At 69.4% G+C, this 14,875-nt stretch carries 12 protein-coding genes and 1 pseudogene; 6 read left to right on the top strand and 7 right to left on the bottom strand.

From position 1 onward, the window contains the following. Positions 1 to 61 precede the first annotated feature (61 nt). Together OG295_RS03470 and OG295_RS03475 are read right to left on the bottom strand one after the other, a co-directional pair. The gene (locus OG295_RS03470) at positions 62 to 1,699 is read right to left on the bottom strand and encodes a trypsin-like serine protease (RefSeq protein WP_371675477.1); all 1,638 of its coding nucleotides are present in this window, start codon (positions 1,697 to 1,699) and stop codon (positions 62 to 64) included. A gap of 183 nt (positions 1,700 to 1,882) precedes the next feature. Continuing rightward, positions 1,883 to 2,401, bottom strand: a complete 519-nt coding sequence (locus OG295_RS03475) for a hypothetical protein (protein ID WP_371675478.1) — start codon at positions 2,399 to 2,401, stop codon at positions 1,883 to 1,885. Between the two features lie 668 nt (positions 2,402 to 3,069). Here OG295_RS03475 and OG295_RS03480 point away from each other — a divergent pair. The 3 genes from OG295_RS03480 (at position 3,070) to OG295_RS03490 (ending at position 5,366) form a co-directional block, all read left to right on the top strand. Further along, positions 3,070 to 3,279, top strand: a complete 210-nt coding sequence (locus OG295_RS03480) for a hypothetical protein (protein ID WP_371675479.1) — start codon at positions 3,070 to 3,072, stop codon at positions 3,277 to 3,279. Positions 3,280 to 4,194: 915 nt separating this feature from the next. After that, positions 4,195 to 4,461, top strand: a complete 267-nt coding sequence (locus OG295_RS03485) for a PLD nuclease N-terminal domain-containing protein (protein WP_371675480.1) — start codon at positions 4,195 to 4,197, stop codon at positions 4,459 to 4,461. 497 nt (positions 4,462 to 4,958) lie between these two features. Next, positions 4,959 to 5,366, top strand: a complete 408-nt coding sequence (locus tag OG295_RS03490; protein ID WP_371675481.1) for a transposase — start codon at positions 4,959 to 4,961, stop codon at positions 5,364 to 5,366. A 341-nt stretch (positions 5,367 to 5,707) separates the two neighbouring features. On the opposite strand, the gene OG295_RS03495 is transcribed toward OG295_RS03490, so the two are convergent. The 4 genes and pseudogenes from OG295_RS03495 to OG295_RS03510 all read right to left on the bottom strand — a co-directional run bounded on the left by OG295_RS03495 (position 5,708) and on the right by OG295_RS03510 (position 8,182). Then, positions 5,708 to 5,971 (bottom strand): ABC transporter permease subunit, encoded by a 264-nt coding sequence (locus OG295_RS03495; RefSeq protein WP_371675482.1) that lies wholly within the window; start codon positions 5,969 to 5,971, stop codon positions 5,708 to 5,710. A gap of 70 nt (positions 5,972 to 6,041) precedes the next feature. Further along, positions 6,042 to 6,323: pseudogene (locus OG295_RS03500) on the bottom strand (DUF5994 family protein); the annotation flags it as partial. A gap of 227 nt (positions 6,324 to 6,550) precedes the next feature. Further along, positions 6,551 to 7,720 carry an acyl-CoA dehydrogenase family protein gene (locus tag OG295_RS03505; protein ID WP_371675483.1) on the bottom strand — a complete coding sequence of 390 codons (1,170 nt, stop codon included), beginning with the start codon at positions 7,718 to 7,720 and terminating at the stop codon, positions 6,551 to 6,553. Between the two features lie 213 nt (positions 7,721 to 7,933). Further along, positions 7,934 to 8,182, bottom strand: coding sequence for a hypothetical protein (locus tag OG295_RS03510; protein WP_371675484.1), 249 nt, complete (start codon positions 8,180 to 8,182; stop codon positions 7,934 to 7,936). Between the two features lie 1,363 nt (positions 8,183 to 9,545). On the opposite strand from OG295_RS03510, the gene OG295_RS03515 reads away from it, so the two are divergent. Both OG295_RS03515 and OG295_RS03520 read left to right on the top strand, forming a co-directional pair. After that, positions 9,546 to 10,718, top strand: a complete 1,173-nt coding sequence (locus OG295_RS03515; protein ID WP_371681091.1) for a type III PLP-dependent enzyme — start codon at positions 9,546 to 9,548, stop codon at positions 10,716 to 10,718. Then, complete coding sequence (locus OG295_RS03520; RefSeq protein ID WP_371675485.1) at positions 10,715 to 11,272, top strand: GNAT family N-acetyltransferase; 558 nt, start codon at positions 10,715 to 10,717, stop codon at positions 11,270 to 11,272. Before OG295_RS03515 ends, OG295_RS03520 begins: the two co-directional genes overlap by 4 nt. 905 nt (positions 11,273 to 12,177) lie before the next feature. On the opposite strand, the gene OG295_RS03525 is transcribed toward OG295_RS03520, so the two are convergent. Next, the gene (locus OG295_RS03525) at positions 12,178 to 13,518 is read right to left on the bottom strand and encodes a glutamine synthetase (RefSeq protein ID WP_371675486.1); all 1,341 of its coding nucleotides are present in this window, start codon (positions 13,516 to 13,518) and stop codon (positions 12,178 to 12,180) included. Positions 13,519 to 14,307: 789 nt separating this feature from the next. Between OG295_RS03525 and OG295_RS03530 the strand changes: the two genes are divergently transcribed. Next, the gene (locus OG295_RS03530) at positions 14,308 to 14,616 is read left to right on the top strand and encodes a DUF5132 domain-containing protein (RefSeq protein ID WP_371675487.1); all 309 of its coding nucleotides are present in this window, start codon (positions 14,308 to 14,310) and stop codon (positions 14,614 to 14,616) included. Positions 14,617 to 14,875 lie beyond the last annotated feature (259 nt).

Genomic DNA, 14,875 nt, shown 5'->3' on the forward strand with positions numbered 1-14,875 from the left:
CTGCGCGGCCGCAGGCGGCCCCCTGCGGCGCCGGAGGCGTCACGGGGGGTCGGCCCGGGTGTCAGAGGGTGCCAGCGAGGGAGATGGAGCCGAGGGTTCCGGTGACGCTTCGGGCGGTGACCGGCGCGGTCGGGCCCCAGGTGCGGTCGGTGTGGCGGATCGTGTGCACGATCCGGTTGTCGGTGGTGGTCACGGCTACCTGGAGCTCTCCGTCCACCGTGCCGGCGGCGACGGACTTGGCCGTCACGGCGCCGAGGTAGTCCCGCAGGTCACCGAACGGCGCCCACGTGCCGTTGCCGTAGCGGACGGAGTGGTACTGCCTGGTGCCGTTCTCGGTGGCGACGACGATGTGCGCGTCGCCGCCCGCACCGGCCATGGCCACGGAGCTGATGGAGCCGGTGGTACCGGCGACACCGGCCACGTCGCCCCAGCCGGTCCAGTGGCCGGTGGTGGCGCGGACGGTGTGGAAGGCCTTGCCGCCGCTGACGGCGACGAGCTGCAGCTGGCCCCCGGCGCTGGCGGTGGCCACCGACGTGACGGCGCCGATGGGACCGACCGCGCCGGCGAGGTCCCCGAACGGGGTCCAGTTGCCGGCGGCGTTGCGCACGGTGTGGAACACCTTGCCGCCCGCGATGGCCACGACGTGGAGGTCGGTGCCGATGGACACCGTGGAGACCTGGGTGATGCCACTCAGGCTGCTGGCCGCGGCGTTGACGTCGCCGAAGACGCCCCACGTTCCGTCCGCCTTGCGGATGGTGTGATGAAGGCGTCCGTCGCCGCCCAGCGCCACCACGTGGGTGTCGCGGTCGATGCCGGCGACGGCAGCCGTGCGTACGCCGCCGATGTTCCCCGCTTTGGACTGGACGTCGGTGAAGCCGGTCCAGGAGCCGTCGTTCAGCCTGATGCCCTGGTACAGCGTCGAATCGGCCTGCACGAGGGTCTCGGCCTTCCAGCCGGACGTCAGAGCCCGCACCCCCTGCACCCAGTCGGTGAGGTCGTCGATGCGCGCGGTAATGGCGCCCGTACGGGTCTCCGTCGCCGGTGCGCCCAGGCAACCACCCTGCCAGGAGCGGGAGTTGATGCCGATGAGCTCGCCGGAGGCGTTGAGGAGCGGGCCGCCGGTGTCGCCCTTGCAGAGCGCGTCGGCGCCCTTGCCGGTGATGCTGTACGTGGCGGCGTCGGTGGTGTCGAGCGTGAAGGTGCCGGTGTGGAGTTTGCCCGGCACCCAGTCGGACTTCGTACGGCCGAACCCGGCCGCGGTCAGCTCCGCTCCGGCGGCCGGGGCGGCGGTGGCGCGCTTGATGCCCGCGATGCCGGCGGCCGGGGTCGCGAGGCGGGCGAGGACCAGGTCGCGGTCGGTACGGGGTGCCAGGTCGACGACCTCGACGGCCTTGCCGTCACTGAGGGTGGCGGTGCTCTTCAGCGCGGGCTTGCCGGCCGGAACCGGCGTACCGGGGGTGGCGGCGAAACAGCTGGCAGCGGTGGCGATCCATGTCTGGTCGACCAGGATTCCGGTGCAGGCGCGGGAGTTCGCCTCGTCGCCGATGTTCAGCTTCACCACGGAGGCGAGTTGTCCGGCCGCGGCTTCGGGACCGGTCACGGCGAAAGCGGGCACTGCGGTGATCAGGCCGGCCGAGACCGCGGTGGCGGAGAGGAGCAGGCTGCTGATTCGCGTGGTACGCGAACGAGAAAGGGACATGCATGTTCCTTCGGTTGAGCAGGTGGGTGGGAAACCGACCGAAACTCTGTCTCGATTGCTTCACCGGCCGTATGGAACCGCCGTGCGCGCTGCCGGATTTCACGGTCGCCAAAAGACCGGAGACGAGGTGACGAAAGGGGCTTCATCTCGGCGAGGCATATGCGCCTCGGTGTGGCGCGGATATTACTTTGCCGTGCGGATTTCCATGAGCATGAAGTCGCGGCCCTGCTCGTCGGCGCTCTCGCCGACCGGCGTCCAGGCGTTCTTGTTCACGTCGAACTTCTTCTGCTCGGTACCCGTGGTCATGTCGACCTGGGCCGAGTAGCTGTTGCCCTTGACCGCGAAGACCGCGGGGATCTCCAGGGTCAGGTATCCGCTGGCGCCGGTGACGCGGAAACAGATCTTGTCGTTTGCACGGGACCAGACCTCCAGCAGGTCGGTCGCGCTCGCACAGTCCGCCAGCACGATGTGACCGTCACCTCGCTTCAGGGTGATGCCCCGCTCCGCCAGGATCTTGTCGGCGTTCGGATAACCGAAGTCCTCGATCGCGTAACCGGGACCCTCGTCCGCGACGGAACCCATCGCCGAGGCGCCGACCGGCGCGCCCGTTCCGGCGACTCCGCCCGCGACCGCGAGCCACGCCAGGGCACCCGCCCCCAGAGCCGCGCCAACAGCGCTGAGCATCGTCTTCCGTGCCTTCATCACTGTCCTATCCGTCGGTTCGGGAGAGCCCCGAAGCAATGGGTCAAAGCGGAAGAGAAGGCCGCCGTACGGCGCGGATGGATGAACGCGTACATGAGTCCATCGCCCCGCGGAAGCCCCCCGCTCCCGGAATGAGCGTAACTGCACGTTCGGTTTTCGATAACCCCGGAAGAAGTCGGGGTTACGGACTCGGCGGCGGTAAGGGCGGCCGTCGAGAGCCCTCCATATGTAAACACTCGGCTTGAATTTTCGTCCAACGACATCGAAGTGACGTGCGCCACATCTGGGATTGCAGAGGCCTCGGAGCGTGGGGTTCCGAAAGTGTCATTCCGGAGCATCGGAATGCCTTATTCCGAAGCATCTGCATAAATTGTTTCGGAGTGCCGTATTCCAGGAATGCAGCCCGGCCGAATGATTCCCCAAGATGGGCATGGCGGCGCGAGTCCCGGGAGGCCGGACCCCAGCCATGCGGTGAAGCCGGTTCCGAGGCCCACGGGGAGCCCGCCCCGGTACGAGCACTCCCGGCCGGATCCTTCGAGCAGCCCGCCAGGCCGCTGACGACGACGGGGTCCCTGTCGGGCGGGGACCCCGTCAAAATCTCATGGCCGTCGCATCAGCAGCACATCAGGGTCCCGCACCAGCGCTTCAGTCGGCCCAACGTGGCGCTCATGGAACGAGGCTTCGCACAAGACACCCACTGGGCCGGTGAGCTGCGCTCGGCGATCGGGGTCGCGTTCCTCCTCTTCACTGTCCTGATCACCCTGGACGCGGGCCTGGGCGAGCTCGACGTGACCCGCGGCCTGCTCTGGACCGGCCTGGCCGGGCTGGTCTTCGTGATCCTGGTTCCGTCGCGGGTCTCGGTGCGTCCGGGCTGCTGAGCAAGCGCGGAGTACTGGTGGAGGAAACAGTCCGTACCGACTCCCTGATCTCGGTCCGGTGGAACGACGGGGTGGCCCAGCGGATGGTCCTCCGCGACACGGAGGGAAGCCGGGTCGAGATCGACCCGACCGTCCTGATCCGGAACCCCGCGATGTGGCACCTCCTCGACATGGACGCCCGCACATCGATCCGGGGCGGCACCCTGCTGAGCGGCGCGGCCGCCCTGCGTGAACTGTCGGAGCGCATCGACGGCCGTGCGTGGGGAGCCCGCTCCGCTTCGTTACGCCGGTTCAGAGCGTACGCGGGCATCACCGAGCTGAAGGCCGCGCGGGCAAAGGGCTTGAAGTCGCCGGGCCGCGACCGGTCCCGCCCGGGCACCGCGTGGCAGGCGTCCACGACGAGGTACGTCAGCGGCATCGCCTGCCTGACCTTCGCCGGCGGGAAGATCTGCCACCTCGCGGCCGTGATCGACCTGCGCTCACGCCGCCTGGCCGGCTGGGCGATCACCGGCCGCACTGCGTACCTCGCAGGTCATCGACGCCCTGACGGCGGGCCGAGAGGCCCCGCGGCAGCCCCTCCGGGGCGATCATGCACACCGCCCACAGAACCCAGTGCACGAACGGGCGCTCGCAGAAGCCTGCCGCACGCAGGCTCCCCTCGCGCCGGGCCCGACGCGTCGTGCTGCAGGCCTGGCCCGCACGAAACCTGACCCACGCCGCCCACCGTGTTTGAGATGCGGCTGCGGTCAAAGGCCGACGCATCAGCTTGAGTGCTCTGGGCCTACTGTCCGACCTCCGGATGATCGGATCGAGCGCAAAGTATGACGCATCGGGCATCTCGGTGCAGTCATGCTGGTGTCAGTTGAGGTTGCCCAACCGGCGAACTCTGAGGACCCCCAGCACGAGGAAACAATGATGAATCCGCAGCTTGCACACCAGATGACACTTGCCGCTACGGGCGAGAACGCGGTTGGAATCGCAGCCGTGGTCGTGGTCGTGGCCGTCGGTATCGCCTACGCGGTGTTGTTCATCGGGGCCCTGGTCAGCATCGCCAGGTCTGGTCTCACCGGAGCGATGAAGCTGGCCTGGGCCGCTTTCGCCGTCGTGGCCCCCTTCCTCGGGAGCGTGATCTGGTTCCTCATTGGCCGTCGCGACGCCCAACGCCAGCCGCGTACGGTCTGATCCCGGGTGATGAGTCTCGTCTCCTTGGCGAAGGCCGCGGGCTCTGCCCTCGGATCCTGGGCACTCGCATCACTTGGATCTTGAGTCCAGGAGAACGACGGTAGCCGCTGACCTGCGGGACCGTGGTGCAGGACGCGCCCGTCCTCGCGACCCGGTTGCCCTGGTCGAACAGGTCCTGAACGCCCCGGGTGGGCAAGGCCGCTTTCAGGTCGGTCACGTGGCGGCTCAGAAGCCGTATCTCAACCGCTCATGGAACGTGCAGGTCGAACAGGTTTCCCGCTGGGGTGATCTTCCCGTGGTGCGCGCATGAAGTCAGGGCCTCTCGGTAGCTCGGGGATGCGAATCCGACCGAGCAGTACCGGGAGGCCCTGCTGTCCTTGTTGTACGCGTCCGAGTCCATCCAGTTCGACTCGGCCGCACCATCGGTTGATTGCCTCGCGCACGTGTACGGCAACGCGGCCGACCATCCCGATCGGGTGCGCCGGTATCCGTCGGACATGACGGACGGGGAGTGGGCGGCCGTGCGGCCGTTGTTGCCGGTGCCGGCCTGGCTGCAGGGGCGGGGAGGGCAGCCCGAGGGCTACTGCCACCGGCGGATGTTGGACGCGATCCGGTACCTGGTCGCGGGCGGGATTTCCTGGCGGGCGATGCCGGCGGACTTCCCCGCCTGGGGCCGGGTCTACGCCTTCTTCCGCCGCTGGCGCGAGCACGGGCTGAGCGCCGAGTTCCACGACCGGCTGCGCGGGAAGGTCCGGATGCGCGAGGGCCGCGAGGCGGAGCCCACGGCAGGGATCACCGACGCGCAGTCGGGGCGGGCCGCAGCGACCGTGCCGGCCGCTTCACGCGGCTACACCGGCGGCCTCGTCGACTGGCCGGAGGCCGTCGCGGCACGTCCGGCAGCCTGAGATGAGGAGCCGGAAACGGAGGGCCGTCGTAGCCCTTCACCTCGCCCAATCGGGACCCGTTCATCCAGTCTTCCCGGGCTTGCGCGATATCGTCGTGTGACCGTCCGATCCAGTTCCAGAACCATTGGATCCTTCGGCATTGCCGCAGGTCAGAGCGTTACGAGTCCCTGGAAGTCAGCAAAAGTCAGCATCGGAGCACTCAACCACGGGTCTGACCAGGGGGATTTATTCCTTCCGGAACTGGATCGGCGTGGTTCCGCCGCCCCGCTTACCCGGCGACAGCCCATGGCTGCATTCGTGGCAGCCTGGGCGGATCTGGCCAGGCCCGGCAGCGTCGATGGTCACCAGGACGTCGCCACATAGTCGCGCCCATCCGCCACCAGCAGGCCCCGTTCGGGTGTGGGCGGGTCGGCGCCGTAGCCGAGGAAGCTCAGGCCGGAGACCGGGAGGATCCCGATGCCGAGTTCGAGTGCCAGCGGGGAGAGCAGCGGGCCCTGGGCGTGCGGCAGGACGTGTCGGGCGAGGATCCGGCGGCTGGCGCCCAGGGACCGGGCCGCCTCAACGAAGCCAGAGCGACAGGCTCGCAGCGTCTCGGCTCTCGTCACCCGGGCGAATGCAGGGGCAGGAGGCAGCTGTTTTGTCGACGCGCATCTCGCATACCGGCATGGAGGCGTCGTGCGGGGCCCGGTCGGCGGTGATGAGCACGCTTGCGGTCAGTGGCGTGCCGCCGTATTCGGATGCCGCCGCCATCAGACGTGCTGCTGCTTCCGGGCCGGTCTTGGGCGGGATCACCAGCAGGTCCCAGCGGCCGGTGCCGTAGGACGGCAGCAGAAGCTTGTGCGGGTCGATCTCCGGGGTGAACCAGCCGACCTTCACCTTGTGCGGGATGACCGGCCAGTGCTCGGGGTTGACGGCGGCATGGGTGATGCGGCCCCACAGGGGGTCCAAGACATCAGTCTCCCGGGCGCTCTCGCGTGCGCCAGTGACGGATGTCGCGGAGCGGGCTGTTGCGACGCCGACGCTCACCGCGGCCACCAGGTCACCTTGGTCTCTGGGTCGTCAATGCCGGGTCCTGCTCAGCCGGTGCTTGTGACCCGGCCTGCGGCCGCTGACCCGGCGGTGACGGCCTCCTCCGTCCCTTCGCCGTTCGAGGTCGATCTTCCGATCAGTTTCAGAACCAAGTCTCAAGGGGCCAGGGTGAGGTCACCATGGTTGGACTTGGCGAGCGACCGCCCGATGACCATGCGCTGAATCTGGTTCGTGCCTTCGAAGATCTGAGTCAACTTGGCCTCACGCATGTACCGTTCGACCGGGAACTCGCGCGTGTAGCCGACCCCGCCGAGGACCTGAACCGCATCAGTGGTGACACGCATCGCGTTGTCGGTCGCGACGAGCTTCGCGATCGACGCCTCACGGCTGAAGGGCAGTCCCGCGTCCTTCAACCGGGCGGCATGGAGGGTCGCAGCACGCGCTGAAAACACCGCGGCCTCCATGTCGGCGAGCAGGAACGCGACTCCCTGGTGGTCGATGATGCGTGATCCGAACGTCTCCCGATCGCGTGCATAGGCGATCGCGTGGTCGAGAGCGCCCTGGGCGAGACCGACCGCGACGGCCGCGATACCGAGACGGCCGGAATCCAGGCTCGCGAGAGCGATACGCAGGCCGCCGCCCTCGGCACCGATACGCCGCTCGACCGGGACACGGACGTCCCGGAGGACCATGGTCGCCGTCGTGGACCCGGTCAAGCCCATCTTCCGTTCGGGTACATCAGCGGTGAGGCCCTCGGTGCCAGCGGGGATCATGAAGCACGAGATACCCGTGCGGTCCTCCGAGGTGCGGGCCATGACCTTGTAGTAGTCTGCGTGGCCACCGTGGGTCGTCCAGGCTTTCGCACCGTTCAGGACGTAGTGATCGCGGTCCAGACGGGCCCGGGTCCGCAGCGCGGCCGGGTCCGAGCCGGCGTGCGGCTCCGAGAGGCAGTAGGCACCCAGCAACTCGCCACCGAGCATCGCGGGCAGCCACTCCTGCTTCTGCTCCTCGGTGCCCGTCGTCGCCAGGCCGAAACACGACAGCACGTGCACGGAGACACCTACGCCGACCGAAGCCCACACGGACGCGATCTCTTCGACAACCTGCAGGTACACCTCGTAGGACAGGCCGCTGCCGCCGTACGCCTCGGAGTACGGCAAACCGAGCAGGCCGACGCGTCCGAGGAGCCTGAACACGTCACGAGGGAATGCCTCGTTCGCCTCATCGGCATCCGCTCGCGACGCGAGTTCATCGGCCGCCAGCTTCCGGACCAGCCTGATGAGGTCAAGGGATTCATCGTTCGGTAGCAGACGACGCGCGCTCATGGCACCTTCCAGCTGGCGGGGCGAAACATCGTTCGGAGACGTCTGCGGGCCAAGGCACGCAAGACGCTCTTCATGGACAGAGATCGAGACGCTCAGGGAAGGCCGGCCGCCGCGTGGGTCTCGGCGGTGGCGCGGGTGGTGTCCCTCAACCCGGACGGGATCATGTTCACGCCGGTGGCGTCACAGGTGAGCACCAGCAGCTCGGCGGCGTCGTTACGAGCTGCCGGGTACGTGCAGGTTCGGCGCCGGCGAGCGGTACGCGACCCGTGAGATGTCCACGCGTTCGACGGTGGTGGCCAACTGCCGCGCATGCCCACGCTCCGCGCGCGTGCGCGCCCGCCCGTCCGCGCCGTCACATCCCGGCGGCGCCGCGGCAGCACGAATATCGAGCCGGTCCTGCACCAGCACCCGCCCCGCGAACGTGACGTAGTCCTCGTGAAGGCATCGGCGGAGCTCGGACACTTAAGGCGCCACCAGGTCTTCTTCCTTGCGCGGTCAGGCAGATCAGCCCGGCCGACGAGGAGAAGACCGTCCTCTTGCCACACGTTCACCCGCTCGCCGCGACGGCCTTCTTCGAACGGTGTCGGATCACTTCCGTCCGGCGGGGCAGCACCTTCGGACCAAGCCCCTCCACCGCCTGCCGACAACACACCGGACCGGCATACCGGGCCTCCCGCACCCGGAGCAGCCGCAGCACCTCATCACAGCTCATCCGACCCACCTCTCGCGCCAGCTGATCAACCAGCTACCGCAACGAGACGGGCATCACGCCGGACACGGGCGACCCCGCTAACCTCACCCAACGGGGACACGCACCCGAGGTGAAGAACGTCCCCGGCCGGCCCGACACCGACAAGCTGGATACGGTCCGGCTGCCCAAGGTCGCCTGCGGCATTTGGCCAGTGCGGTGATCGAGTCGATCGAGCGTGCGGCGGGGACGGTCGCGTTCTGTGTGTACTCCGCAGTGCCGACGGCGAGGTGCTCAAGATGAGGAGTGGTGTCGCGGCGTGTGCACGGCCGATGGGCACGCCGGCTCGCTGACGTGCGCGTCGAAGGAGTCCCGGCGGGCGTCGAACTCGTGGTGCGCGGTCGAGATGGCTCAATCCGCCGTGTCCGGCGACGACGTTCGCCGAGCAGGTCGAGGGGCCGACGAGCCCGCAGCATCCGGTGGTATCTGATCGTCAAGGTCATGGAGGCTCACACCGACGCCGTTCGGGTGGTTCTGTATGCCGAGCGGTCACTCAAGGCGCGCTGCAACTGCCCGGCGGCACCTTGCGGGAGTGGGATCGGGGGACCCGTCAAGGGCCCTCTGCCTCCCCAGTGTCGGCAAACATGTTCGTGCAGTACGCGTTCGACACCTGGTTGGACCGGGCGTTCCCCACCGCCCAGTTCGAGCGCTGTACCGATGACGCGGTGGCGTGCTGCGTCAGTGAGCGGCAGGCCGGACAAGGGCTGGCCGCGCTGGGAGACAGGCGTGATCGTCGGCCTTTGCGTTGGTCAGCGCGAAGGTGGCAGGCCGCGCAGGGTGCAGAGCAGGTGCAGGTGCACGCCGCGGAAGTGCATAGAGTGCGGGCGTGGAGGGAGTCCAGGTCAGGCGTCACAGCCGGCCTTTGGACTCCCTCGCTTCATCTCATGCGTGCCAGCAGGCCCTTGGCATCATTCATCCAGTCGGAGCGGGAGTTCACACGTGAGGCTTCAGACCACTGACGTGCGCCAGATCGCCGAACCGCGTCGGACGGCCGACCATGGCAGAACCGGCCACCGCGCCCCGACCGCGCAGGCCACTGTCCACGCATCCACCGCGCCCCTCCGCGACCACCCCGCCCTGCGCGCCGCGCTCGCCGCCGCCATCGAGGACACCATCATCTACGACCTGGACGGCATCGGTCGCCAGTACGCCGCCCTGTGCGCCGAACTGCCCGGCGTCGCCCTCCGGTTCGCGATGAAGGCCTGCCCGGTGGACGAGGTGCTCGGCCACCTCGCCCGGCTCGGCTCCGGCTTCGACGCGGCGAGCCCGCAGGAGATCGCCCAGGCGCTGCGCACCGGGGTGGCCCCCGGGCTGATCCACTACGGCAACACCGTCAAGTCCGACCGCAACATCGCCGAGGCCTACCGGCTGGGTGTACGCGACTACGCCACCGACTGCCTGGAGGACGTCGGCGCGATCGCCGAACACGCCCCCGGCTCGCGGGTGTTCTGCCGACTGGCGACCACCGGCGAGGGCGCGCTGTGGGGCCTCAGCCGCAAGTTCGGCTGCTCGCCCGAGGACGCCCTGCGGGTGCTCGGCGCCGCCCGGAGCGCCGGGCTGGTGCCCTCCGGCCTGTCGGTGCACGTCGGCTCCCAGCAGATGACCGCCGAGGCCTGGGTTGCGGCGGTCGACTCGCTGGCGGCGGTCCTGGAGGCGCTCGGCCGGCGCGGCATCACCCCGGACCGCATCAACCTCGGCGGCGGACTGCCCGCCCTCGGCGTCCTCGACCGGCGCGGCCGGCCGTTGGAACCGCCGCTGGACAAGATGTTCGTGGTGATCCGCGAGGGCATGGAACGGCTGCGTGCCGTCAACGCCGCCCCGCTGGACTTCCTGCTGGAGCCCGGTCGCCACCTGGTCGCCGACCACGGAGCGATCCGCGCCCACGTCGCCCGGCTCTCTTCCCGACATCGGCTCGACGGCACCCGCGAGGACTGGCTCTACCTGAGCTGCGGCAAGTTCAACGGCCTGTACGAGATGGACCAGTTGCAATACCGCCTGGAGTTCCCCACCCATTCCGGCGGGCAGTTCGTCGACGCCATGGTGGCCGGCCCGACCTGCGACAGCGACGACGCGTACGCCCAGGAGGACGGCCTGGTACGGGTCCCGTGCGCGATCACCTCCGGCGACCCGGTGTGGGTCCACTCCTGCGGCGCGTACGCCGCCGCCTACGCCACCCGGGGGTTCAACGGCTTCGCGCCGCTGCCGTACACCTGCGTCGGAGGCCCGGCTCCGGACGGAGGAGACGCATGACCGACACCCGGCTCCGGCTGTTTCGGGAGGAGGACTGGGACGAGGTGGTCGCGCTGGAGGAACGCGCCTACGCCGCGAGCGGCCTGTCCGAAGGGCGGGAGGCGCTCCGCTCCCGACACCGCGCCTCGCCCTCGACCTGCTTCGTACTGGAGCACGCGGGTGGCTTCGGAGGCTATCTGCTCGCATTGCCTTACCCACTGTTCCGCTGCCCGGACCTGAGCCTGGCCGAGGAAGGCGCGGCACAGGAGAGCAACGGGGGAAGCAACCTGCACACCCACGACCTGGCGATCGTCGAGCGGGCGCGCGGCCGGGGCCTGGCCCGCCGGATGCAGCGGCATCTGGAGGAGACCGGGCGGGCGGCCCGCTACCGGACCCTTTCTCTGGTCGCCGTGCGCGGCTCCGAGGCGCTGTGGTCCCGGCTGGGCTACCGTGCCCGGCCCGAGATCGGGCTGCCCGCGAGCTACGGTACCGAGGCGGTCTACATGGCGAAGCCGCTGGAACCCGCTGATACCGGTTCGACTCTCGGATCCTCTCCCAGAGCCGAAGTGGGCTGATGCGGATGTCCTCCGTATCCGACGAGTTCCGCCGCTCTCAACCGGCCGTCAGGGCACTGCTCTTCGTCCACGGATTCCAGTACGCCACCTGGGTCTTTGGACACTTGCCGAGTCGTGAACGCGTTCGTCCTGCCCGGACAGGCCGGCCGCAGCAGCAGCAGCAGCACAGCTGATCAAAATGCCGGGGTAATCGCCGGTCTCGGCAGCAGTACCGCCGACGCCACCGCGACCATCCCCGGCGCCCTCGCCACCGTCGGCACTCCACCCGAGGCCACGGCTGTCTTTCGCCGAGGACCTGCTCGACCACCCTGCCGGGACGGTGAGACGTGGTACCTCGAAGGAGCTGACTCCCCTCTCGGTGGGGTCGGCACCACTACCCACGCCGGAAGTCCCACCGAACGCACGAGTCGTCGAGCGCTGACAAGCGGGCCTCGCCTCTCGCCACGCGCGACAAGCGTCCACACACCGAGGTGGCCGGCAGTCGCCTCGGGCAGGAACGTGGCGAGGGTCGTACGAAATGAACTTCGCCATGTGGAGCGGCCGTCGCTCACGCGGTCCGGAGCGTGGGCGCCACGTGTGGTGGGTGCGGGGCTGCCGCCGCAGAACGCCTGGTGTGTTGCCCGGTACCGGGGTCTGGTGCACACGTACGATGCCCCCAGCTCGCGCAGGTTCCCCGCGGCCTATGTCGGCAGGTGTGGCGCTCGACGGCAACGGCGCGTGGCCCGATCCCCTCACCTCGGATGACGCCGTGCCTGCGACCACTTCGCCACAGGCACAGGCACGGTCAAGGATCTGCTCCGCGCCATCCGGGGCCGCATCCTGCTGAGCCCCGTGAAGCTTGACGGCGACCAGCAGGCCTTTGACCAACTCATGGACCAGGAGCCGAGGAGCAGAGCCCGTGCTCGTCAGTAGCGCCAGCGGACGGCCTCGATGACGTCCGCATCCGTGTGCATCGCGAACAGCTCCGCCTCCGCCCGCCGGACGGCCAGCACGGCCTCGTACAACTCGGGACCGAGAGCCTGCCGCAGCAGTGCGGACTTCTCGTAGGCGTCGATCGCCTCCGGCAGGCTCGCCGGGAGGCGCTCGGCCGCGCCGAGGGAGGCGGGGTCGCTCGGGGTTTCGGGCGGGAGGGGCAGGCCGGCGTCCAGGCCGGCGAGTCCGGCGGCCAGCACGCCGCCGATCTCAAGGTACGGGTTGGCGGCGGCGTCGAAGCACTTGAACTCGGCATTGGCCTGCCCGGCGGCGGAGCCGGTGATCAGGCGCAGCGCCGCCTCACGGTTCTCCAGACCCCAGCAGCGGTAGGCCCCGGCAAAGCGGGAGGGGACCAGCCGCAGGTAGGAGGCGACGCTGGGCGCGCCGAGGGTGAGCAGGGCGGGAAGCTCGGCCAGTACGCCCGCGAAGAACTGCTCGGCGTCGGGGTGCAGCCCGTGACGGCCGGGGCCGCCGTGCCCGAGGTTCCGGCCCTCTCGCCAGAGGCTGAGATGCAGGTGGCCGCCGTTGCCGACCGAGCCCTCGGTGAAGACGGGCGCGTACGAGACCCGCAGGCCGTGCCGGGCGGAGACGGCCCGGATGGTGTGGCGCACCAGCATCGTGGTGTCGGCCGCCTCGACCGGCCCCTCGGCGGCGACCGAGACCTCGAACTGCCCGGCGGCGTACTCGGGGTGGAGCTGGAGTACGGCCAACCCCTGGGCGGTGAGGGCGCGCAGCACCTCCCGCAGGTAGTCGGAGTGCTCGATGAAACGGGTCATCCCGTACGCGGGCCCGACCGACGCGGGGGCCTCGGACGCGTCGGCCACCACCCACTCGACCTCGATCCCGGCTCGCACCGACAGCCCGCGCCGCTCGACGGCCTCGGTGACCTGGCCGGCGAATCGGCGCTGGCAGCCGGGGTGCGGGGTGCCGTCCTGGGTGTAGCGGTCGGCCGGGGCCCAGGCCCAGCCGGGCTGGGCGGCGAGCGGCGTGAGCCGGTCGAGGTCGGGGACGAGCCGCAGGTCGCCCACCGGGCCGGTACTCGAAGGCGCAGTGGTGATGGAGTCGTCGACCAGGGCGACGTCGAAGCAGGGTACGGCGCCGACGCCGTACTCGGCGGCGTGTTCGAGCTGGGCGAGCGGTACGGACTTCACCCGGGTCAGCCCGGCGTTGTCGACCCAGCCGAACACCACCCCGTCGATTCCGTCGGCGGCGAGCTGGGCTCCGGCCGCCCGGGCCTGGGCGGCCCGCTCAGCTCGGGGGTACGTGGTGGCCATGCCGATCATGCTGGCGTTCGCGGCAGCCGGTGCGCCAGTGGCCGGCCGGGAGTTCACTCGTCCGTGAACGGTCGGACCTGCGACGTGACTCAGGACGCGTGCGCGGGAAGTCTCTCCGGTCGCTGAGCTTTTCAGGGCGGGCTGGGTGAGGTGAGTCGGGGGGCAGTGCGGTGGCGGTGAGGCAACCGCCGACAGGTGGGGCCGGAGGTGGATCCTGCGTAACGCGCGGCTGTGCGGTCGAGGCCGTCGGGTGTGTCGGAGGCAGTGTGGGTCATTGCTCTGCGCGTGAGTGACCGGACGGCGGCCTCGACGGGGTTCAGGCCGGGCGCGTACGGCGGCGGCCGGACCACGGTGAGTGCCGGGGCCGGGACGTGCGGGCCTTCCGCGAGGCGGTGCTGGGAGGAGTCGCGCCGGCTTTTCCCGCCCGGCGCCGGAGGGTGGCGCGCGAACTCGGAAGTCACCATGAAGCAGATCACCGGTAATGGGTAAATCAGAAAAGAATTTCGCTCGGTGAGTTCGCCTCTGCAATTCGTAGCGGTCAGAACAGGGATGGCACTCGCATGAGTGAAACCCGCCGAGACCGTTTGGCCTCGGCAGTCATGACTGGGCTACGGTGATCGACGAGCGGACGGTTTACCTCATCGACAAGGAATTCAACCCGGCGGGGAGTCCGGCACGGGATATCGAGGATTCCGGAAATGGGTGCTTCCGCCTTCCCCGCTGTGCGTGCTCCGGAGTGCGCAGTGCCCTGGGTCCTCTGTCATACATCTGCGTAGAAGTTGGAGCATCATGCCGCCCGTCGTTCCGCCGTTCCTGATCGGTCTCATCGTCGCGCCACTGGCCAAGCGTGTCCTCAAGCCACTGATGCGCGGTGTCGTCACGACGTCCGTCGGTCTTGTCATGGAGGTGAAGAAAGCGGCCCGAGAGGCCGGAGAGAACATCCACGACCTCGCGGTCGAGGTGGCTGCCGAGATGGTGGCGGCGCAGATCGCCTCCGGCGACGACCAACGGCCTGCCGAGGGTGCAGCCTCGAACGCCGAGAAGGACGAGGCCAGGACTCCGAAGATCCGCGCGACCGTCGGTGCCGCGAAGGCGTAGTGACGCCCTGATGCCCGCCCGCCGCCTGGGCGCGTCTTCCTGCCGACCTCGGAAGACGGGTCCTCGCGGCGGTCGGCCGTGGGCCTTCCGGCCGCGCCTCTTCCTCTCTCTCGGACTTTCCGCTCCGTCGCAGTGAATCCGTCGTGCGCCGAATTCCGTCGCGCCCGTTGACGGATTATCCGCGACCTCCGCAAACAGGTGATTGTACGCATGTCATCGCTACTGGGTGCCGCAGCCGGATTCCGGTCCGCGGAATGGG

Origin of the sequence: Streptomyces sp. NBC_01276 (genome assembly GCF_041435355.1) — a bacterium.
GTDB lineage: Bacteria > Actinomycetota > Actinomycetes > Streptomycetales > Streptomycetaceae > Streptomyces.